The sequence below is a fragment of the Streptomyces hokutonensis genome (assembly GCF_042751305.1).
In the GTDB taxonomy this organism is placed as follows: domain Bacteria; phylum Actinomycetota; class Actinomycetes; order Streptomycetales; family Streptomycetaceae; genus Streptomyces; species Streptomyces hokutonensis_A.
Map to the genome: position 1 here is coordinate 39,477 of NZ_JBHYWD010000012.1, position 21,625 is coordinate 61,101.

General features: G+C 69.6%; 19 protein-coding genes. 11 read left to right on the forward strand and 8 right to left on the reverse strand.

Annotated elements, in window-relative coordinates; all coding sequences use genetic code 11:
- Positions 1–191 precede the first annotated feature (191 nt).
- On the forward strand, positions 192–701 hold the full coding sequence (locus ACFXC1_RS29395; protein ID WP_359614267.1) for a sigma-70 family RNA polymerase sigma factor: 510 nt from the start codon (positions 192–194) through the stop codon (positions 699–701).
- Position 702: 1 nt separating this feature from the next.
- Positions 703–1,458, forward strand: a complete 756-nt coding sequence (locus ACFXC1_RS29400) for a hypothetical protein (protein WP_381247885.1) — start codon at positions 703–705, stop codon at positions 1,456–1,458.
- Positions 1,459–1,515: 57 nt separating this feature from the next.
- On the opposite strand, the gene ACFXC1_RS29405 is transcribed toward ACFXC1_RS29400, so the two are convergent.
- Positions 1,516–4,809 carry a S8 family serine peptidase gene (locus ACFXC1_RS29405; RefSeq protein ID WP_381247888.1) on the reverse strand — a complete coding sequence of 1,098 codons (3,294 nt, stop codon included), beginning with the start codon at positions 4,807–4,809 and terminating at the stop codon, positions 1,516–1,518.
- A 129-nt stretch (positions 4,810–4,938) separates the two neighbouring features.
- A complete protein-coding gene (locus ACFXC1_RS29410) occupies positions 4,939–5,481 on the reverse strand; it encodes a CGNR zinc finger domain-containing protein (RefSeq protein WP_381247891.1) in 543 nt (180 codons plus the stop codon).
- 108 nt (positions 5,482–5,589) lie between these two features.
- On the opposite strand from ACFXC1_RS29410, the gene ACFXC1_RS29415 reads away from it, so the two are divergent.
- The 6 genes from ACFXC1_RS29415 (at position 5,590) to ACFXC1_RS29440 (ending at position 11,931) form a co-directional block, all read left to right on the forward strand.
- Entirely contained in the window at positions 5,590–6,039 is a 450-nt protein-coding gene (locus tag ACFXC1_RS29415; protein ID WP_381247893.1) for a VOC family protein, read from the forward strand.
- Positions 6,040–6,050: 11 nt separating this feature from the next.
- Positions 6,051–6,941, forward strand: a complete 891-nt coding sequence (locus ACFXC1_RS29420) for a pyridoxamine 5'-phosphate oxidase family protein (protein WP_381248418.1) — start codon at positions 6,051–6,053, stop codon at positions 6,939–6,941.
- Positions 6,942–7,070: 129 nt separating this feature from the next.
- The gene (locus ACFXC1_RS29425) at positions 7,071–7,529 is read left to right on the forward strand and encodes an NUDIX hydrolase (protein WP_381247896.1); all 459 of its coding nucleotides are present in this window, start codon (positions 7,071–7,073) and stop codon (positions 7,527–7,529) included.
- Between the two features lie 252 nt (positions 7,530–7,781).
- Complete coding sequence (locus ACFXC1_RS29430) at positions 7,782–9,554, forward strand: TIGR03767 family metallophosphoesterase (RefSeq protein WP_381247899.1); 1,773 nt, start codon at positions 7,782–7,784, stop codon at positions 9,552–9,554.
- 116 nt (positions 9,555–9,670) lie between these two features.
- Positions 9,671–10,807: a serine hydrolase domain-containing protein gene (locus ACFXC1_RS29435; protein ID WP_381247902.1), complete on the forward strand. Its 1,137-nt coding sequence runs from the start codon at positions 9,671–9,673 to the stop codon at positions 10,805–10,807.
- A gap of 95 nt (positions 10,808–10,902) precedes the next feature.
- Complete coding sequence (locus tag ACFXC1_RS29440) at positions 10,903–11,931, forward strand: aldo/keto reductase (RefSeq protein WP_381247905.1); 1,029 nt, start codon at positions 10,903–10,905, stop codon at positions 11,929–11,931.
- A gap of 7 nt (positions 11,932–11,938) precedes the next feature.
- Here ACFXC1_RS29440 and ACFXC1_RS29445 read toward each other — a convergent pair whose 3' ends face one another.
- Positions 11,939–12,145 carry a DUF397 domain-containing protein gene (locus tag ACFXC1_RS29445; RefSeq protein ID WP_381247908.1) on the reverse strand — a complete coding sequence of 69 codons (207 nt, stop codon included), beginning with the start codon at positions 12,143–12,145 and terminating at the stop codon, positions 11,939–11,941.
- A gap of 4 nt (positions 12,146–12,149) precedes the next feature.
- Entirely contained in the window at positions 12,150–13,031 is an 882-nt protein-coding gene (locus ACFXC1_RS29450; RefSeq protein WP_381247911.1) for a helix-turn-helix domain-containing protein, read from the reverse strand.
- Positions 13,032–13,231: 200 nt separating this feature from the next.
- Between ACFXC1_RS29450 and ACFXC1_RS29455 the strand changes: the two genes are divergently transcribed.
- Positions 13,232–13,627 (forward strand): ATP-binding protein, encoded by a 396-nt coding sequence (locus ACFXC1_RS29455; RefSeq protein ID WP_381247914.1) that lies wholly within the window; start codon positions 13,232–13,234, stop codon positions 13,625–13,627.
- A gap of 154 nt (positions 13,628–13,781) precedes the next feature.
- On the forward strand, positions 13,782–14,987 hold the full coding sequence (locus tag ACFXC1_RS29460; protein WP_381248421.1) for a glycosyltransferase family 4 protein: 1,206 nt from the start codon (positions 13,782–13,784) through the stop codon (positions 14,985–14,987).
- 99 nt (positions 14,988–15,086) lie between these two features.
- On the opposite strand, the gene ACFXC1_RS29465 is transcribed toward ACFXC1_RS29460, so the two are convergent.
- Positions 15,087–16,124: a hypothetical protein gene (locus ACFXC1_RS29465; protein WP_381247917.1), complete on the reverse strand. Its 1,038-nt coding sequence runs from the start codon at positions 16,122–16,124 to the stop codon at positions 15,087–15,089.
- A gap of 230 nt (positions 16,125–16,354) precedes the next feature.
- The gene (gene pepN, locus ACFXC1_RS29470; protein ID WP_381247920.1) at positions 16,355–18,952 is read right to left on the reverse strand and encodes an aminopeptidase N; all 2,598 of its coding nucleotides are present in this window, start codon (positions 18,950–18,952) and stop codon (positions 16,355–16,357) included.
- 149 nt (positions 18,953–19,101) lie between these two features.
- On the opposite strand from pepN, the gene ACFXC1_RS29475 reads away from it, so the two are divergent.
- The gene (locus ACFXC1_RS29475; RefSeq protein WP_381247922.1) at positions 19,102–19,752 is read left to right on the forward strand and encodes a mycothiol-dependent nitroreductase Rv2466c family protein; all 651 of its coding nucleotides are present in this window, start codon (positions 19,102–19,104) and stop codon (positions 19,750–19,752) included.
- Between the two features lie 4 nt (positions 19,753–19,756).
- Here ACFXC1_RS29475 and ACFXC1_RS29480 read toward each other — a convergent pair whose 3' ends face one another.
- Positions 19,757–19,963 (reverse strand): hypothetical protein, encoded by a 207-nt coding sequence (locus tag ACFXC1_RS29480; RefSeq protein WP_381247925.1) that lies wholly within the window; start codon positions 19,961–19,963, stop codon positions 19,757–19,759.
- Between the two features lie 101 nt (positions 19,964–20,064).
- Positions 20,065–21,486, reverse strand: a complete 1,422-nt coding sequence (locus ACFXC1_RS29485) for an FGGY family carbohydrate kinase (RefSeq protein WP_381247928.1) — start codon at positions 21,484–21,486, stop codon at positions 20,065–20,067.
- Positions 21,487–21,625 lie beyond the last annotated feature (139 nt).

Genomic DNA, 21,625 nt, shown 5'->3' on the forward strand with positions numbered 1-21,625 from the left:
TTCACCTGTTCCTGTACATCTGCGGCGTTTCCATCATGCGGCCGACCCCGGTCCACCTGTCCAATTCTTTGCCCCGCATGCCCGAGGAATGGGACACGGCCCTCGCCAGTGTGACCTACGTCTCCGAACGTTTCCGTGCGCTGCGGCGTCGTAGAGGAAACGCGGGAAGGGGGTGGCTTGTGCTGCGCAGAATGGCCCGTCGGGTCCGGGAGGGTGATGATCCACTGGACGCGGCCCAGGAGCGGCGGGTGCGGGCGGTGCTCGCGCTCGGCGGGGTGCCGCAGGCGGATCTGCCGGACGGGGTCCAGCAGGTACGGCTGCGGTTGCTGGAGCGCGCGGCGAAGGGCGACGAGGCGCCGCGCGACGTCTCGGCGTGGGCGGCGGTCGTCGCCTCGAACTTCGCCATGGACTGGCACCGGGCCAGGCGCCGCCAGGAGCGGGTGGGGGAGCGGCTGGCCTCCCTGCGCCAGCTCGCGCATCCCTCCGGCGAGGACACGAGCGTCCTGTCCCTGGCGGTGGCCCAGGGTCTCGACGAGCTGCCCGACCAGCAGCGCCAGGTCCTCGTCCTCCGCTTCTTCGCCGATCTGCCGGTGCGTTCCATAGCGCACGAGCTGGGCATCCCGGAGGGCACGGTCAAGAGCAGGCTGCACACGGCGGTCCGCGCGCTGCGCGACCGCCTGCACGAGGACGAGGTGGTGTGACGTGGCCACGCAGAACGAGGAGTACGACGGCGTGGACGCGCTGATGGCCGCGATCACGGGCGAGCCGGTGCCTCAGGCGGCCCGCGCGGACGCCGCCTACCTGGCCGAGCACCGGGCCGCGACGGCCGATGTGGCGCTGCTGCGCGAGCAGTTGGGGATCATCGGGGAGGCGCTGGCCGCGGAACGGCCCGTGCCCGAGAGGCGCAGCACGCTCGAGGTGCGACCGCGGCGCCATCCGGGCCTGCGCGCCCTCGCCTACGGCACGCTCGCGATGGCGGTGGTGGTGGGCATGATCACCGGGCTCGCCTGGCTGGTCGCGCACAGCGGGGGCGCCACGGACTCGGCGTCGAGCAGCAGCGCGGACTCCGGGTCCAAGGCGGCGGGCGGCTCCGGCGGGGGCTCCAAGGCACCGGGACCGATGTCCGACCCGGAGCTGTACGTGGCCTGCTCCAGCCTCCTCGTCGAGGGGACCGTGACGGGCGTACAGCCGAGTTCGGACCCGCGGAAACGGATCACGGTCGCCGTCACCCGCTCCTACCGGCCCGCGCACGGACCGGCCGATGTCACGGTCGTGCTGCCCGCCGGGGCGCACCCGGCGCCGCGCCAGGGGCAGCATGTGCTGGTCGGAGTCCCGAAGGGAGCGCACACGGCGAACCTCTGGGTCGTCGGCGAGGATGCCGTCGCCGCGGACCGTGCCGTGATCGTCGGGGCACTCACCGGTGCCGGCACGGGCTCGGGTGACTGCCCGGCCGGCTGACAACGCGAAGGGCGGGCGCCCGCACGGACGCCCGCCCCCTCATCGCCGTATCGACTGCTACGACGTGACCTTCTCGATCTTCACGCTGCCCAGGCCCGCGACCGTGCCGTGGGCGTTGACCAGCTGGACCCGGCCGAAGAACTCACGGCCCGCCGGAGCCGCCGCGAGGGCGGTGACGCTGCCGGAGACGGTCGCCGAGGCGCCCGTCGCGAGCTTGACCGGCGTCGAGTCGTCGACGGTGACCGTGCCGAGCGCGGCCGAGTAGAAGACGTCCAGGTAGTCGTACGCGGTCGACCCGGACGGTACCGAGTAGCCCGCGACCTCGACGGTGTAGGTCCCGGCGGCCGGGTTGGCGACGGAGACCGCCTCCTCCGAGTCGCCGTCGGCGGACTGGCCGACGACCGTACCGGCGGCGTTCTTCACCGTCAGGTCCAGGTCCGCCGCCGTGTCCGAGACGTTGCCGATGGAGACGTCCAGCGAGGTGGCGCCGGCGGGGACGTCGACCGTGGTGGTCTGGGTGACGCCCTCGGTGATGGTGGGCCGCGCGGTCAGCGAGGAACCGAGCGGGCCGCCCTTCAACGTGCCGTCCAGCGCCGCGTACTTGTTGGTCACCTTCCACGAGGCGGTGGCCGGGACGCCTACCTTGGCCTCGGGCACGGTCACGGTCTCCGGGTCGAAGGCCGCGCCGAGGACGGTGGCGTCCAGCTTGTACGGGTTGTCGAGCAGCGGCGAGGTACGGCGCGACTCGACCTCGATCTCCCAGACACCGGCCTGCGGGTCGGCGTACGACCGCACGTCGGGCTTGCAGCCGTTGCCGTCGAGGTAGTTGTTGTAACAGTACGGGGTGCCCGTGTCCTCGACCGGAACGCCGTACGGGTGGATCGAGATGAACCGCGTCTGGCTCTTGTCCTTCAGCCCGCTGATCGCGACCTCGAAGGCCTTGGCGCCCTCGGGGACGGTCACGAAGTACGACTGCGTGCTGTTGCGCTGCACCGAACTCGACTTGGAGTAGGTGTAGTTGACGGGAGTCGAGACCACGACCGTGGTGAGGATCTGCTTGTCGAGGCCCTCGGTCTTCGGGTCGTCGACCTCGAGGATCGCGCTCTTGATGCCCGAACTCTTCGGCGCCGCCTGCACCTTGACGGTCACCGGCTGGTTCAGCGGGAGCTTCACCTCGTCGGAGCCGGCGATCCGGAAGGTGCCGCCGGCGTTGTTCGCGAAGCTCAGCTCATGCCGAACGGCCTTGTCCGCGCCGGTGGTTCGCGTGATGACGACGTCGTACGTCTTCTTCCCGCCGGCCTTGAGGCCGCCCTCGCGGTCGTACAGTCCCGTGCCGAAGCCCGGGGTCTTCAGCGCGTAGTCGATCGCGGTGTCGACGGGAGCCTTGACCGTGTAGTCGTGGGCGGTGGCGCCGTCCCGGATGGACTGCCACGCGTCCCCGATGTCGATGAGGCCCGCGCCCTCCTCGTACGCCTGAACACCCTTGATGTGATGGGCCGTCGAGGTCAGCGCCGTGCGCAGGGTCGCCGGGGTGAGGGCGATGTGCTTCTGCTTGGCGGCGCTCAGCAGCAGCGCCGAGGCGCCCGCGGCCTGCGGGGAGGCCATCGAGGTGCCCTGGAGCATCGAGTAGCCGGCCGGCAGGGTGTAGCCCGCCTCGGCGACCGGGGAGCCCGGCAGCCAGGTCTGGGTGGAGTTGATCGAGGCACCGGGCGCGACGAGCGTCGGCGTGAAGCCGCCGTCCTCACGCGGGCCGCGCGAGGAGAACGGCAGCAGCTGGTACTTCCGCTCCACCTGCGAGCCGTAGTTGGAGGCCCAGGTCTCCTTGGAGATGGCCGCGCCGACCGAGATCACCTTGTCGGCCAGACCGGGGTCGCCGATCGTGTTGGCGCCCGGACCGGAGTTGCCGGCCGAGATCACGAGCTGCACGCCGTAGGTGTCGATGAGCCGCGTGTACAGCTCGGCGCGCGCGTTGTTGCCGTCGTTCAGCGCGGGCAGGCCGCCGATCGACATGTTGACGATGTCGACACCGCGGTTGGCGACGAGGTCGATCATGCCCTCGGTGAGCGCCACGTTGGTGCAGCCGCCGGTCCAGGTGCAGGCGCGCGAGGAGACGATCTTCGCGCCCGGGGCCGCGCCGTTCATCTTGCCGCCGAACAGGCCGTTGGCGGCGGTGATACCGGCGACGTGAGTGCCGTGCTCGGACTCGATGACGCCGATGTTGACGAAGTCGGCGGTCTTGCCGACCCACGACCCGCCGTACGGGTCCATAGGTACGTCCTTGCGGATCTGCACCACGAACGGCTGCCGCTCGACGACGTCCGTCGCCGGGTTGTCGGTACCGAAGTAGCCGATCTGGTACCCGTCCTTGTACGGCTTCATCGGCGTGTCGTCGCCGAAGTCGTGGTTGTTGTTCAGGTCGACCGTCACCGTGCCGGCCGCCGGGTCGTAGAGCACGCCCCACGAGTCGGTGGTGTCACCGTCCCGGTTCGCGTCGCCCTTCGCGTCACCGCCGGTGGTGTACGACTCCCTGAAGGTGCTGATCTCGTACGACCCCGTCGGCGCCGTCCATGTCGAGCCGCCGTAGGTGAAGGTCGGGCCGGACACGGCCGTGATCATCGGGCGCCAGGTCTGGTCGTTGTCGAGGATCGGGTCGGTCGAGGTGACCCAGTCCACGATCTTGCGCTCGCCGGTGGTGGTCTTCTGCAGCGCAGGGTGGCCGAGGTCGACGCCGGAGTCGAGGATGCCGATGGTGATGCCGCGGCCGTCCGCCTTCGGGTTCTTCTTCACGAAGTCGACGGCGCCCGTCTCGAAGGACGGGTTGTACGGGTTCTCGGCGGGGGTGGTCTTGCTGGGCCCCGGGTAGGTGACGGTCTTCGTCGCCTTGGCGGCGCCCTTCGCGGTGTCCGCGCTCGGGGTCGGGTCGTCGAGGGCGATCTCCTGGCGCAGGTCGATCGCGTGGACGGAGGACAGCTTCGCGGCGGCGGCGATGGCCGAGTCGGCCTTGCCCGTCGGGACGGTGGCGCGGACGTAGCCGAGCTTGTCGTAAGTACGGCCCACGGAGCCGCCCTTGACCGCGTCCAGCTGGTCGGCGACCTGCTCGGTCTGGCCCGGAGCGGTCGCGATCATCATCGTGACGTTCTTGTCGCCGTCGGCCTTGGCCGTGGCGAGCAGATCGGCGTCGTCCGAACCTAGCTTGGCGGCCGCGGACTTGACGGTTCCGTCCGTGGGCGCGGCGGTGGACGGTGCGTCGGCGGAGAAGGCCATGGGTATCGGCCCGGCCGCGGAGAGCGCGGCGACGAGACCGGCGGCCGCGGTTATTCGGGCCACGCGTCTCTTGGGGGTGAGGGTCATCGGCATCCCTTGTAGGTGAAGAATCCAGTGCCGGACGAGGGCACAGCTTTACCCAAGGGACAGTTGTTTGGGAAGTGTTGACCGAATCGATATGGATGTATGGGGAAAACCCCATATCCGGCCGGGGGTTCAGGACTCCTTGACGCGCGTGTAGTGGCGGGACGCCTTCGCGCGGTTGCCGCAGGCCGCCATCGAGCACCAGCGGCGGGTGCCGTTCCTCGACGTGTCGTAGAAGTGCAGGATGCACGCCTCGTGGGCGCAGCGGCGGATGCGGTCGGGGGCGGCGGCGAGCAGCTCCAGGTAGTTGCGGGCGGCGAGCCAGCCGGGACCCCACCGGGGGTCGTCGAACTCGGGGATCTCGCCGGGGCCCTCGGCGGTGAGCGTGGCCCGGATCCGTCCCTGGTCGAGGACGAGGTCGAGGTTCTCCGCGCCCTGCGCGAGTGAACCGTCCACCACGGCGTGGAGCGCGTCGCGCGCGATTTTGGTGTGCGCCAGGGTGATCGGATTCGCCTCGAACCGCTCGCCGAGCCCGGCCGAGCCGAGCCATACCGCGAGTCCGCGGGAGCCGGAGAGCAGATCCTGCACGACTCCGTCCTTCATCCACCGCGTGTTGAGCAGATCGAGTGCGAGCGGTTCGCCGACGAGCGGGCGGGGGTCGGGGGTCGTGGTCACGGAGGTGTCCCTTCTGATCTAACCGGTCAAGAGTACGTGACCGGTTGACCCTCTCGATTCTAACCACTAATGTCATCGACAACGGTTAGATCAGAGGAGGGCTTTTTCATGACCCTGCATGCCGGCCACATCGGCCTGAACGTCACCGACCTCGACCGCTCGCTCGCCTTCTACCGGGACGTCCTCGGCTTCGCCGTCCTCGCCGAGGGCAAGGAGGACGACGACCGCCGGTACGCGTTCCTCGGCGACGGCGGCGACCACCCCGTCCTCACCCTCTGGCAGCAGGCGCAGGGGCCGTACGGCGGCGACCGCGCAGGCCTCCACCACCTCGCGTACGCCGCCGACTCGATCGAACAGGTCGAGCGCTACGAGACGGCACTCAAGGCCTACGGCGCCGAGTTCGCGTACGAAGGCGTGGTCGCCCATCGCGAGGGCGCGGCCTCCGGCGGCATCTTCTTCCACGACCCGGACGGCACCCGCCTGGAGATCTCCGTGCCCAGCGGCGCCGAACACGCCCCGGCCCCGCACGCGGAAGCCCCGACCTGCGGCTTCTTCTAGCCATGGCCGCCATGCAGACGTACCACGCGGGATCCCGTGCCGTGCAGGACCGGGCGGGAGTGCGTGACATCGCCGACCACGTCGGCCAGATCATCGGCCAGGGCATCAAACCCGTCGCCGCCGCCTTCCTCGAACTCCAGCCCCTCCTGATCCTGGGCGCCGCCGACCCGACGACGAACCGGGTCTGGGCCTCCCCGCTCACCGGCCCACCCGGTTTCGTACGGGCGACAGGCCCCCACCGGATCTCGGTCACCGGCGGCCCACGCCCCACCGACCCCCTCACCCCGGCCCTCACCGGCGCACGGGACCTGCCGGTCGGCACGATCGCCCTCGACCCCCGCACCCGCCGCCGTATGCGAGTCGACGGCCGACTCCGGTCCACCGCACGGGGGTTCGCGATCGAGGCGGAGCGGGTGTTCTCCAACTGCCCCAAGTACATCCAGCGGAGAGAGTCGTACGAGACGGTCGCGGACCGAGCGCCGGCGCCCTCCCAGCACGGTGGCGAACTCACCCCCGCCCAGGCCGAGTTCATCGCGTCGTCCGACACCTTCTTCCTCGCCACCGTCCACGAGCACGGCGCCGACGCCAGCCACCGGGGCGGCAACTCCGGCTTCGTACAAGCCGTTTCACCCCACGAACTGACCTGGCAGGACTACGCCGGCAACGCCATGTTCCTGAGCCTGGGCAACCTCCACGCCGACCCGCGCGCCGGCCTCCTCTTCCTGGACTGGAACACGGGCACGACCCTCCAACTGACCGGCAAGGCAAGGACGGAGTTCGGGCAGGACGGCGAACGCAGGGTCCGCTTCACTCTCGACGAGGCCGTAGAGACCCCGGGAGCGCTCCCCCTGCGCTGGTCGCCTCCCGAATACTCCCCTGCCAACCCGACCCCGGCGCGCTGAGCGCCCCTTCAGGGGCGCGGGGTTGTATCGATATGCGGCTCCGCCGCGTGGGCGCGACCGGCCACAACGGCGAGGCACCCGAAAGAATTCACATTGCGGCCGTTCCTGCAGACCACCTAACGTCTCCAGATGCGCAAAAAGCTGAGGGTCGCCGCCTACGCCGTCTGCGTCCGGGACGGACAGCTCCTGTTGGCGAGGTCGCCCGCCGAGGGCGGAGGCCACGAGTGGGTACTCCCCGGCGGCGGCATGGACCACGGCGAGCACCCCAACGACACGGTCGTACGGGAGCTGGAGGAGGAGACCGGCTACCACATCGAGGTCACCGGTTTCCTCGGCATGGACTCGAACCACCATGTCCTTCCCTGGAGCTACGGCCGCAAGGTCGACCACCAGGGCCTCCGGCTCGTCTACGAGGCCCGGATCGTCGGCGGCGAGCTCCGCAACGAGATCGGCGGCTCCACCGACATGGCCGCCTGGCACCCGCTGGACGACGTGTCGGGCCTGCGCCGGGTCCCGTTGATCGACATCGCGCTGCGGCTGTGGCGCGAGCGGCCGGCCGTAGGACGGGTCGAACGCGTCCCGGAATAGCTTCAGTACCCCGGCAGATGAACGCTGAGTAGCCGCCTCCCGGCGACTCGACGAGCGTTCACGAACGCACAGGGGGCGCCAAGATCCACGTACGGTGATCGGCGCCACCCGTTGCCGCCTCGTTTACGCGCAGGTCATCCCCGATGCCAAGCATCCAGTACGAGCGGGTAGTTCGCGACCGCGATCGAAAACCGGTCGACGCGAACACCCGCGACCACTGCCGACGCAGTTCGTACTCGGGGAGATCGCGCCATGTCGCGCACACGCTCTGTCGCCAGCTCCGCGCTGGGGGTCAACCGCCGTACCGTCCTCGCCGCCACCGCGGCCGTGTCCGTCTCCGCAGGTGTCGGTTACGCCCTACGGCCCACCGACAGCCAGGCCGCCACCACCGGCGCCGCGGGCACCAACGCCGCCGCCGAGGCGCCCGTGGCCCAGTCCCGCAAGGCACCCGCCGCACCCCTGGCCCCGTACACCAAGGGCACCACCCTCGCCACGGTCGCCGCCCCGCGCACCCACTCAGGCTACCGCCGTCTCGGTGACGGCGCCGGCTGGAAGCGCGTCGTGCGCGCCGACCTCGCCGCCGCCAAGTCCGGGCGCGCGGGCCGCCGTACCGCACTCGCGTCGTTCGTGCAGTTCACCGACCTGCACCTGGCCGACACCCAGCACCCGTTGCGCCTGGAGTACTTCCGCTCGGCCGCCGTGAACACCTGGCGCCCGCAGGAGGCGCTGACCGTGCAGGGCGGGATCTCGCTGGTCGAGCGGGTCAACGCGCTGCGCGGCGCCCCGGTCACCGGCTCCCCACTGCACTTCGTGATGACCACCGGCGACAACACGGACAACAACGCCAAGTCCGAGCTGGAATGGTTCATGAAGACCATGAGCGGCGGCCGGTTCACCCCCAACACCGGTGACCCGCGCCACTACGAGGGCGTCCAGAACAGCGGCCTCAAGCTGTACTGGCAGCCCGACTCCGCGCTCCGCGACGGCGACAAGCAGCTCGGCTTCCCGCACCTGCACGGCTTCCTGGCCGCCGCGATCCGCGAGGTCCGCAGCCCCGGCCTCAACCTGCCCTGGTACTCCACGGTCGGCAACCACGACGCGCTCCCGCTCGGCTGCTACGGCTCGCACGGTGACCCCTACCTCACCGAACTCGCCATCGGCGGCAAGAAGTTGATGAGCGTGCCGGCGTCCGAGTCGAAGAAGCTCCGGGACTCCATCAGGAAGGCCAAGGACCCCAAGGGCGTCGGATACGCCGACTTCCTCAAGGCCCACGCCCGCTCGATGCGCTCGGTCACCCCGGACGAGAACCGCGCCCCGTACACCCAGGCCGAGTACCTCAAGGCCCACCTCGACCCGGCCTACCAGGGCCTCGGCCCGGTCGGCCACGGCTACTCCTCCGCGAACGTCGACGCGGGCACGCAGTACTACGCGTTCCGCATCGCCGACGACGTGATCGGCATCAGCCTCGACACCACGGACGCGGGCGGCCACTACGAAGGGTCCATCGGGGCAACGCAGTTGAGGTGGCTCGACAAGACACTCCGCGACAACAAGGACTCGTACGCGGTGGTCTTCAGCCACCACACCAGCAAGACGATGGACAACACCCGCCCCGACCCGGCACACCCCACCGAGCGCCGCTACGAGGGCAACGCGGTCGTCTCCCTCCTCGGCAGCCACCCGAACGTGCTGGCCTGGGTCAACGGCCACATCCACCGCAACGTCATCACCCCGCACTCGGCGCCCGACGGCCGCAGCTTCTGGGAGATCTCCACCGCCTCGCACGTCGACTCCCCCCAACTCGCCCGCGTCATCGAGCTGGTGGACAACAAGGACGGAACGCTCTCCCTCTTCACCACGCTGATCGAGTCCGCGGCCCCGCACCGCACCGACTTCTCCGACCTCACCCAGACCGGCCTCGCGGCCCTCTACCGCGAACTGTCGTACAACGCGCCGGGCTCCAGCACGGTCCTGGGCGGCGACGCGAAGGACCGCAACACCGAGCTGATCCTCAAGAAGAGCTGAGCCGTTCAGAACGGCTGAAACGCGCTCAACTGACGTACACCGGAGCAACTTCGCATCGCGTGGCTGTGTCCCTTCCCCCGACCGGGCCCCGACCGGGCTCAACGAAGGGGGAAGACATGGCAGTTCGTGCGGTAGTGATGGGTGCGACGGCGGTGGCGCTGTCGGTGGCAGTGGCGGGTCCCGCGATGGCGGCACCCGCCGGAGGAGACCACGCGGCGACCCGGCAGGCGATCCAGGCGGCCGTGCAGGACGGCGTACCCGGGGTCACTGCGACGGTGAGGGACGGCCGTACCACCTGGTCGGCGACAGCCGGTGTGGGCAACCTCCGCACCGGCAAGCCGCGTTCGGCCGACGACCGCTACCGGGTGGGCAGCATCACCAAGGCCTTCGTGTCGACGGTGCTGCTCCAACTGGAGGCGGAGGGCCGCCTGTCGCTCGACGACACGGTGGAGAAGTGGCTGCCGGGCGTGGTCCGGGACAACGGCAACGACGGCGCGCACCTCACCGTCCGCCAACTCTTGAACCACACCAGCGGCATCTTCAACTACACGGAGGACGACGACTTCGGCCGCGCGTACTTCACCAAGGACGGCTTCTTCCAGCACCGTTACGACACGAAGACCCCGGCCGACCTGGTGGCGATCGCCATGTCCCACAAGCCGGACTTCGCGCCGGGCACGTCGTGGCACTACTCCAACACGAACTACGTCCTCGCCGGCATGGTGATCCAGAAGGTCACCGGCCACTCGTACGCGACGGAGATCCGCGACCGCGTCATCAACCCCCTGCACCTGAGGGCGACTTCACTCCCCGGCACGAAGGTGACGGTGCCGGGCCCGAGCAGCCGCGCCTACAGCAAGCTGGCGGAGGATACGACGGGCCCGACGTACGACGTCACAAAGCTGAACCCGTCCATCGCGTCGTCGGCGGGCGAGATGATCTCCAGCTCCGCCGACCTGGACCGCTTCTACGGCGCACTGCTCACCGGAAAGCTCCTCCCGGCGAAGCAGCTCAAGGAGATGCAGACGACGGTGCCGGCGGGCGACAGCCCGACCACGCGCTACGGCCTCGGCATCTCCGACATCAAGCTGCCCTGCGGTGTCCATCTCTGGGGCCACGACGGCGGTATCCACGGCTCGTCGTCGGTCGTGGTGGCGACGGCGGACGGCCGCCATTCGCTGGCGTTCAACTTCAACGGGGACTGGTCGGGGGACGCGGGGGCGGTGGTCGTGGGGGAGTTCTGCGGCAAGTAGGGCTGGGCTGTAGGACTTGGCTTGCATAAGCGGAACGGCGTTCCGTATGGTATTCCGGAACGCTGTTCCGCTTATCTGTCCTCCCGAGGAGAGCCATGCACTACCGCACACTGGGCCGCACCGGTATCAAGGTCAGCCCCTACTGCCTGGGCGCGATGATGTTCGGCGCGATCGGCAACCCCGACCACGACGACTCCGTCCGGATCATCCACAGGGCGCTGGACGCGGGCATCAACTTCGTCGACACCGCCGACGCCTACTCGCGCGGCGAGTCCGAGGAGATCGTCGGCAAGGCGCTGAAGGGCCGCCGCGACAACGTCGTACTGGCCACGAAGGCACACCTCCCGATGGGCGACGACCCCAACGAGCGCGGAAATTCCAGGCGTTGGCTGGTGCGGGCACTGGAGAACTCCCTGCGCCGCATGCAGACGGACCACGTCGACCTGTTCCAGATCCACCGCCCAGACCCGGACACGGACGTGGAGGAAACCCTCTCCGCCCTCACCGACCTGGTGCGCGCGGGCAAGGTGCGGGCGGTCGGCACGTCCTCCTTCCCCGCGTCGGACATCGTCGAGGCGCAGTGGGTGGCCGAGCGCCGCGGCCTGACCCGCTTCCGCACGGAACAGCCGACGTACTCGATCCTCAACCGGGGTATCGAACGCGAAGTGCTGCCCGTCTGCGAGCGCTACGGCATGGGCACGCTGGTCTACAGCCCACTGGCGGGCGGCTTGCTCACCGGCCGCTACCGCAAGGACGGCCGGCCGGACACCCACCGCTCGGCCTTCGGCTTCAAGCACCTGGCGGACGAGGGCCGTTTGGACACGGTCGAACAACTCATCGCCCTCGCCGAGAAGGCGGGGCTGCCGCTGACCCACCTGGCCATGGCCTTCGCGATCGCCCACCCCGGTGTCACCTCGGCGATCATCGGCCCCCGCACGATGGCCCACCTGGAGGACCTGCTCGCCGGCGCGGAGACCGTCCTGTCGGACGAACTCCTCTACCAGATCGACGAGTTGGTCCCGCCCGGCACGGACGTCGGCACCCTCGACATGGCGTACGCACCGCAGGCCATCCAGCGAACGTCACTGCGCAGGCGGGCACTTGGCCAACGTACGGCGGCCTGACCTGCCGTCAGTCGCGTGAGCCCGGCTCGCGGAGGTGGGAGAGGAAGGGGGCCCATGCGGTCGCGGGGAGGAGCAGGGCGGGACCGGTGGGGTTCTTGGAGTCGCGGATCGCTATGGCGGTGGGGGCGAGGTGGGCGGCTTCGATGCAGTTCTGGCCCGCGTCGCTGTAGGAGGACTTGAACCAGGCGGACTCAGGAGCGATCTCGGGGTTCATGGGTCTACAGCTCTCGTTCCAGTCGGCGAAGGAATTCCGGGGTGTCCTCGGGTGGCAGTGCTGATGCTGTCATGGCGTCGAACCGGCGTGTGAAGCGGTCGACTTCGCGTGGCTTGTCCGAGGTGGAGACGGAGCCCCAGGCGCTGTCGGCCTGGACACGCGGTGGCAGCTCGTTGCCGAAGTCGAGAATCGCGAAGTCGTTGATCGAGCGGTAGCTCTGGCGGAACGGCAGCACCTGGATGGTGACGTGGTCCCACGCTGACAACTTCTCGATGTGGCCGAACTGTTCACGCATCACGTCAACACCCCCGATCGGATATCGCAGTGCGGCCTCCCCGAGGATGACGTGCAACTTCACCGGGTTCTCCCGTGTGAGGACCTCCTGGCGCAGCATGCGCAACTCCACGCTGCTGCGGATGAATTCCGACGTGTACTCCTCGATCGGCTTCTGCACTTCGTGCACGGCCCGCGCGTAGCGCTCGGTCTGGAGCAAGCCGTACACCAGTGTCGGGTGGTACGCCTTCATGGAATGGGCCTCGGGCTCAAGGCCGACGAAACCTGGCATGCCCGCCGGCAGGAGCCCCCGGTACTGGGTCAGCCAATCCTGTTGATTGGAATCCCGGTTGAGGCCGATCAGTGACTCGATGACCTCTTCGTCTGCCACTCCGTACTTGTTCAGTAACTTGCGCAAGTCGCCCACATTGCGGAAGTTCAGGGAACCCGACTCGATGCGCTGCAGCGACGCCTCCGAGATGCGGAGCCCTACGACAGCCTGCTTGCGCGTGAAGCCGCCGCCTCGGTCGCCCAGTCCGCAGTTCTCTCGCAACTGGCGGAGTTGCAAGCCGAGTTCCAGGCGCTGGGCCGTGCGCCCGCGCTTTGCCGCCATGTGCATCTCTCCTCGTCCATGTACGCACGGCTGATCCGCGTGTGCAGAGTGTGACATCCCGTGCGCGGACGGCGCAGCCGGTTGTGCAGAACTCGGCATAGTCCAATTTCCAACCGCCTGATTAATCAGCTGAGTTTCGATTGAAGTCGAACGGCCACTCCCCTCACCGTGGTTGGGCACCCCCACCCGAAAGGAACCCCATGCCCACCCCCGACTGGTCCATGAGCTACCCCATGACCCCCCGCAGCGTCCGTCTCGCCCGTCTCCACACCCGCCGTCGCCTCACCCTCTGGAACTGGCCCGGTGACATCGAGGACGCCGTCCTCGTCACCTCCGAGCTCGTCGCGAACGCGGTGCGGCACGGACGGCGACCCGGACACGAGGTCTGGCTTCGGGTCGCCGTAGACGAAGAAAAGGACTCCGTGCTGACGATCGACGTATCGGACCCGGTGCTGGAGTTTCCCGTGGTGAAGCAGACGACCGGTGGGGAATCCGGGCGTGGGCTTTTGGTCGTTTCCGGGGTGTCCGAGTCTCTTGACTGGTTTCTGCGGGGCGACATCGGCAAGACCGTCCGCGCCCGCCTCGCCACCAATTGACCCCGGGATAACCAACCGGACTCAGACACGAGACGCCCAGTTCATTCAAGCGAAATGTCCGTGCCGCCTCATAACGGCTAACCCGCTGTTCACGGGGATGGCTCGATTCATACGCAAGGCGGGTGGTCGTGTGCGCGCTAGACACGAACTGCACGTGCTGTCGGTCTACGAGGGTTTCTTCTCCGGAGGAGCCCGAATCGTCCACAGCGACGTCGTTCTGGGACTGGTGGAGGGCGGCCAGCATCATTCGGTGCTGAGCATCCACGGAGAAGTCCATCGGGAAGCGACCCGGCAGGCCATGGAGAACGACGCCTGCTATCAGCAGCTGACCGCGGCCGGTGTCGGGGTCTCCACCCTCGGCCGCAGTCTCGGCGGTGGTGAGGGCCAGGTCAGTACCGGCTTCACCGGGCCCGAGCTCGCCGACGCGGCCCGCGCCCTGGCCGACGCCGACGTCGTGCTGTCGCTCAAGGAACAGCCGCTCTCCCTGCTGAACCAGGGAGGCCTGCCGCGCCGCCCGGTCGTCGTGTGCCTGCACCGTTCGGACCCCGAACACCAGGGTGCCGCCCTCGACGAACTGAAGGCCGCCATCGCCGACGGCAAGGTCGTCGCCTGTGTCTGCTGCGCGGAGTCCACCCGCGACGCCTACCAGGCCGCCGGCATCCCGCCCGAGGTCCTCCACGTCATCCCCAACGGGGTCGATCTGCTGCGCTTCCGGCCCGACCCGGCCCGGCGGCTCGCGTTCCGCGCCTCCCTGGGGATTCCGGACACCGCCCCCGTCGTGGTGTTCGCCGCCCGCTACGCCACCATGAAGAACATCCCGCTCTTCCTCGGCGCCGCCCACGAGTGGCTACGACGCGAACCCGCCGGCCACGTCGTCATGTGCGGCACGGGCATGACCGACAACCAGCCCGCCCTCTCCGCCGACATCGACGCCGCCTTCGGAGAAGACAGAAACGAACTCGCCTCGCGGCTTCATCTCCTCGGTGTGCGGCGGGACATGGAGACCGTCTACGCAGGGTCGGACGTCGTCGCGCTGACCTCGTCCTTCGGTGAGGCCGCACCCCTCTGTCTCATCGAGGGCATGATGTGCGGGGCCGTACCCGTCGCCACGGACATCGGCGACAGCGCGTCCATCGTCGCCGGGCACGGCATCATCACGCCCCCCGACCCGGACGCCATCGCGTCGGCCTGGACCGATGCGGTCATCGGCCGCGCGGAGTTCGCCAAGGCCCACGCCCGCAGCCGCGAACGCTTCAGCCGTACGCGCATGATCGCCTCCTACGCCGCCCTCCTCGACGGCCTCCACACCAGTCACACGACGACCAGCGCGACCCCGCCCCCTCTCCCCGAACCCCTGTAGCCAAAAAAGCAGCCGTAAATGCAGGCATAAACAATGAGGAGGGGCCACCGACCCCCGGTGGCCCCTCCTCTCCCCTCCTGATGCCGTCCCGGTCCGTCACTACCGGGGCAGCACCACGACATACGCGGCGGGATCACGGTCCGCCGCCGCCATCAGTGCCGTACGGACGACCGCCGCCTGCTGCTCAAGACCGTCACGGAGCTTCCTGGGCGTGATGTGGACGACCGTGATGCCGAGCCGCTCCAGGTGCTCGCGCTTGCGGGCGTACTCCGACCACAGCGCGTCCTCGTCCTGCCGGGGTGCGCGGGTGTCCAGTTCCACCGCGACCGCCTGCTCGGGCCAGTACGCGTCCAGGCCGCCCAGGTGCGGGCCGCCGGGCAGGCGGAGGTCGACGTTCCAGACCGGGTCGGGAAGGCCGTACTCGCTCACCATCCGGTAGAGGCGGTCCTCGGCGATCGCGCGGCCCTCGGCCAGCAGCGAGTCCACCGCGTCCACCACGTGCGGGCGGCTCAGCAGCTTCGCGTCGTTCAACTCCCGTACCACCGCTGCCGGTTCGCAGTGGCCGCCGCGTACCGCCTCGGTGAGCAGCCGGCGGACCGCGTTCGCGTCCGACAGCCCGGCCACCGCGTCCGCGACGGCACGCGGCACCGGGGCGACCGGGACGCCCTTCACCTGGCGCGCGGCCGGGAGCGCCGGGGTGCGGAGGATGCGGGCGCAGCCCGTGGAGCGCAGCCGGCGCATCCGGGGGACCAGGACGTCGATGTGGTCGAGGGAGGCGAGCTGCCCGGCCGAGGTGAAGCCGTACAGGGCCAGTGCGGCCAGGCCGGTGACCATCGCCTCCGCGTACGTCGGCCGGTGCGGCTCCTCCGCGCCGGGCTGGACCGGGACACCTGCTGTCCGCTCCCGCGCCGCGTACGTCAGCACCGCGTGCAGCCGCTCCTCGCCCGTGGGCGGACCGGAGTGCAGCAGGACGACGCCGGGGAGGAGCTGCTGCCAGGGGCCGTCGGGACGGCACTGCTCGTTCACCTCGGCGGCCGGGACGCCGTGGGCGCGGAGCTGAGCCGTCGTCAGAACGCGGCGGTGCACCTCGGAGAGGTGGCTGAGGGGGCGGGGGGAGAGCGGGGTGTTGTGGTTCATGAACCGGGGTTTCCCGCGCCGGATCAGCTCCCTAACCGCTGTTACACGCTCGTCGACAAATCCGGACAAGGCGGTACTAAAGGACGGGTGTTCGGGTGCCGAGTAGGCACCGAAAACCCCTGGTCCGGATGGGGTGGACCAGGGGTTACGGCTGCGATTACCTGTATTCAGTAACGGTCACGCAGAGGCCAATCACAGGCCAACGATCAGCCCGTCAGCCCCGCGGCCCGTCAGCCCTGATCGCCCCGGCCCCCGTTGTCCGCCTCCTGCGCCCGCAGCGCCCGCGCCAGATCGTCCCGCGCCTCCAGCACCAGCCGTCGCAGGGCGGGGGCCGCATCCTCGTGGGAGGTCAGCCACGCGTCCGTCGCGGCCAGCGTCGCCGGACCCTCCTCGGCGGTCGGGAACGCCGGGAACAGACCCTTCACCACATCCATGGCGATCTGGATCGACCGCTCCTCCCACACCCGCTCGATCGCCGCGAAGTACTTCTCCGTGTACGGCGCCAGCAGCTCCCGCTGCGACGGCTGCGCGAAGCCCGCGATGGTCGCCTCGACGAACGCGTTGGACAGCGCGTCCGACTCCACGACCTGCGCCCACGCCTGCGCCTTGACGGCCGCCGACGGGCGGGCGGCGAGACAGCGGACCTGGTGCCGCTTGCCGGACGCGGTGTCGTCCCGGGCCAGCTCGGCGGCCACCACGGACTCGTCGGCGACCCCGTGCGCGGTCAGCGGCTCAAGGAACGCCCAGCGCAGCTCCTGGTCCACCACCAGACCGTCGATCTTCTCCGTACCGTCCAACAGGCCCTGCAACAGCGCCAGTTCCTCCGGCGCCGACGCCACCGACGCGTAGAACCGCGCCCAGGCCAGCTGCTGCTCACTGCCGGCCTCGGCGTCCCGCAGATCCCGCTCCGCGATGTGCGCCAGCAGCTTCGCACCGGTCTCCCGCCACCACGGCGGCGAGTAGTTGACCAGCGCCGAGTTCGCCCACGCGTGCAGCATCTGCAGCACACCGATGTCGGTCTCCCGGCGCCCGAACTGCATCACCAGGTCGATGAAGTCGGGCGCGAGCAGCAGCGCGTCCCGTGTCATGTTCCACAGCGCCGACCAGCACAGCGCCCGCGCCATCGGGTCGGTCAGCGCACCGAGCCGGTCCCGCAGGGTCGCCAACGACACCGCGTCGAAACGGGTCTTGGCGTACGTGAGGTCCTCGTCGTTGACGAGCACCAGCTCCGGCGCGTCCGCACCGGCCAGCTCCACCACGACCGTCCGCGGACCGTCGACGTCCACCTCGGCCCGCTCGTACCGGACGAGGCGCTTGTTCTCCGTCCGGTAGAGGCCGACGACCACCCGGTGCGGGCGCAGCGAGGGGTGCGACCCGGCCGCCTCCTGAAGCACCGTCAGCTCGGCGATACGGCCGCCCTCCACGTCCAACACCACTTGCGGAGTGAGGGAGTTGACCCCGGCCGTCTGCAGCCACGACCGCGACCAGGACGTCATGTCCCGGCCGCTCGTCTCCTCGAGCACCGACAGCAGGTCACCGAGGCGCGTGTTGCCGTACGCGTTCCGCTTGAAGTAGCGGCGCGCGCCCTCCAGGAACGCGTCCTGGCCGGCGTACGCCACCAGCTGCTTCAGTACGGAAGCCCCCTTGGCGTACGTGATGCCGTCGAAGTTGAGCTTCGCGTCCTGGAGGTCGCGGATGTCGGCGGTGATCGGGTGCGTGGAGGGAAGCTGGTCCGCGCGGTAGGCCCACGCCTTGCGGCGGTTGGCGAAGCTGATCCAGGCGTCGGTGAAGCGGGTCGCGCCGACGCTCGCGAACACCCCCATGAAGTCCGCGAAGGACTCCTTCAGCCACAGGTCGTCCCACCACTCCATGGTGACCAGGTCGCCGAACCACATGTGCGCCATCTCGTGCAGGACGACGTTGGCCCGGCTCTCGTACGACGCCCGCGTCACCTTCCCCCGGAAGATGAACTCCTCGCGGAACGTGACCAGTCCGGGGTTCTCCATCGCGCCGAGGTTGTACTCGGGCACGAACGCCTGGTCGTACTTCCCGAACGGGTACGGGTAGTCGAAGTGGTCGTGGAAGAAGTCCAGCCCCTCCTTCGTCACCAGGAACACGTCGTCGGAGTCGAAGTACGGCGCCAGACCCTGGCGGCACATCGCGCCGAGCGGGATCTCCAGCGTCGTACCGTCGTCGAAGGTGCGCGAGTAGGAGTCCGTGACGTAGTGGTACGGGCCCGCGAGGAACGCCGTGATGTACGTCGAGATCGGCTTCGTCTCCGCGAACTTCCATACGCCGTCGGCCAGTTCACCGGCGCCGTTGCTCCACACCGTCCAGCCCTCCGGCGCCCGCACCTCGAAGCGGAACGGCGCCTTGAGGTCCGGCTGCTCGAAGTTGGCGAAGACCCGCCGCGAGTCGGCCGGCTCGTACTGGGTGTAGAGGTAGATCTCGCCGTCCTCGGGGTCGACGAAGCGGTGCATGCCCTCGCCGGTACGGGAGTACGCGCACTGCGCGTCGACGATCAGCTCGTTCTCCGCCGCCAGGTCCTCCAGCTGGATCCGGACGCCGTCGAAGACCTCGCCCGGATCGAGGTCCCGGCCGTTGAGCGACAGCGCCGTCACGCTCGGTGCGATCAGGTCCGCGAAGCTCGTCGCGCCCGGCTCGGCGCAGCGGAAGCGGAGCGTGGTGACGGAGCGGAACGTACGGGGGCCGTCGCCTGGGTCGTCCCCCACGGCCGAGCGCAGGTCGAGGGACACGTCGTACCCGTCGACGGACAGCAGTGCGGCCCGCTCCCGGGCCTCGTCGCGGGACAGATTCTCACCGGGCACGGGGGCACTCCCTCGGATGGTCGTCGCTGTTGGACATCGCAGTGTGGTCAGGGCCGATCCTGCCATGTGCCCCTGACCGCGGGCACCCGGGAATGAGGTGGCGAGGGCCGGTGTTGCCGTGGGGAAACGGCCGTATTCCGAGGAGAGTCATGTCTGAGACCGCCAAGACCCCCGTGGACTTCTGGTTCGACCCGCTGTGCCCCTGGGCCTGGATGACCTCCCGGTGGGTGCTGGAGGTCGAGAAGGTCCGCGACATCGAGGTCCGCTGGCACATCATGAGCCTCGCGGTGCTGAACGAGCCCAAGCTCGACGAGCTGCCCGAGGAGTACCGCGAGCTGCTCGCCACAAAGGCCTGGAAGCCGATCAAGGTGGTCACCGCCGTCTGGCAGAAGCACGGCTCGGACGTCCTCGGCCCCTTCTACACCGCGCTCGGCACCCGCATCCACAACAACGGCGAGGGCCCGACCGTCGAGGCCATAGCCGGCGCACTCGCCGACGTCGGCCTGCCCGCCGACCTGATCGAATACGCCGACCAGGAGGACTTCGAGTTCGACGCCGAGCTGCGCGCCTCCCACAAGGAGGGCATCGACAAGGTCGGCCAGGACGTCGGCACCCCCGTCATCGCCGTCCCCGGCCCCGACGGCGAGCAGATCGCCTTCTTCGGCCCGGTCGTCACCCCCGCCCCCAAGGGCGAGGAGGCCGCACGCCTGTGGGACGGCACCGTCGCGGTCGCCTCCGTCCCCGGCTTCTACGAGATCAAGCGCTCGCGCACCAAGGGGCCGGACTTCAGCAACCTGTAGGTCCTCACTCGTCCGGCTTCGGGAAGAATCCGCCGTCCCGCCAGTTGAGGCGCCGCTGGTAGCGCCTGCAACCAGGGACGGCACAGCGTATGTACGCCTCGGGGGCGAAGTCCTTCTTCTCCCCGCGGACGAACACCTTCTCCTTCTCGTCCAGTTCGCAGAACTCCCGCAACGGGCCAGGGCCACAGCCGGGGCACCTCTTGTGCACCATGTCGAACCTCCACACGAGACGACGCCGGCAGTCCTGCGGCCCGGCTCCGCGAGCGTAAACGCCCGCAGGGCCGGGCCGCAGCCGGTCCGCGAGCGTCCGGGCTACCGTTCCCGCCCCCGCGCCACCTCCAGCCGCGCGAGATGGTCCGCGTAACCCTTCGTGTAGTACGCCGCCCGCCCCGCGTCCGGCTCGACCACCTCCGTCGGCCGCGTCCAGACCGCCGCGTCCAGCGGAACCCCGTACCGCTCCGCCGCCGCGAGCACCGCGCCCCGCGCCCCCACCTCGCCCTCGACCACCCGCAGCGGCCGGCCCAGCACATCCGCGAGCAGCCGCATCCAGGCCGGGCTGCGCGTACCCCCGCCGCACACCGCCAGCGAACCCGTCAGCCCCGCCGCCTCCAGACAGTGCCGGGCCGCGTAACCGATGCCCTCGCAGGTCGCCCGGATCAGATCGGCGGGCGTCGACTCCAGGGAGACACCGGTCAGTTCGGCGCGGAGGCCCGGTTCGACGAAGGGCGCGCGCTCGCCGGACGGCGCGAAGTACGGCAGCACCCGTACGCCGTTCGCTCCCGGCGGGGTTGCGTTCAGCAGCGCGTCCACCTCCTCGTGCCGGACGCCCGTCGTCGACAGCACCCAGTCCAGCGCCGCCGTACCGACCATCGCCGGCATCGCGCGCAGCCAGTGCCCCGGGCGGTCGAGGGAGATGTACAGGCCGGCCGGTTCGCCGGAGAGGTCGAGGTCGGTGGTCGCGACGAGACTGGCGAGGCAGGTGCCGACGATGAGGAGTCCGTCGCCGGGTTCCGTCACGCCCGCGCCGAGCGCGCAGGCGGGGAGGTCGTAGGGGCCGTTCGCGATGCGGGTGCCTGCCGGTAGTCCCTCGCCTCGGGTGCGCGCTGTCGCGATCGGGTCGCTGACCGGGGCCAGCAGGCGTCGGCGGCGGGTCAGGCCGAGTAGTTCTACGACACCGTTGTCGTACGAGCGTGTCCTGGGGTCGAGGAACGGCATTGATGCGTCCGAGACGTCGGTGGTCGGCGGTGTCCCTGTGAGTCGTCGGAAGACCATGTCCTTGCAGAACAGGGCATGCGCTGCGGTGTCCAGCGCCTTCGGGTCGTGCGCTTCGAACCAGGCCAGCACCGGGCCGGGGCAGCCCGGGAACATCGCGCTGCCGGTGCGCCGGAACACCGTCTCGAAGGTTCCGTCCGCCAGCCATTGGTCGAGGAGTTCGTGTGCTCGGCCGTCCATCCAGGACACGGCCGCGTGTACCGGGCGGCCCGCTGTGTCGACCAGCCAGACTCCGTCGCCTTGGCCGGTCAGGCCGGTTAGTTCGATCGGGGTGGGGGTGGTTGCGGTCAGTTCTTCCAGTACGGCGACTACGGCGGCGTAGACCTCGTCCATGTCCTGCTCGACGTAACCACCGTGCATCGACAGCTCCACCGGGCGGGAGGCTACGGCGAGTTGACGGCCGGTGGCGTCGAAGGCGGCGGCTTTTACGGTGGAGGTGCCGACATCGATTCCGACATACATAGGTGACCCCCTGCTGAGTAGTGATGCTCAAGTCGGGCTGCGTTGAGAAGGCGCCGTTCGCGCACCTCTTTTGGTTCGGTCGCCTTCGGGGCGCCTCAAGCCGGTGTCGAGAGGCCCACCGTGCTCGGCGCTGCGCGCC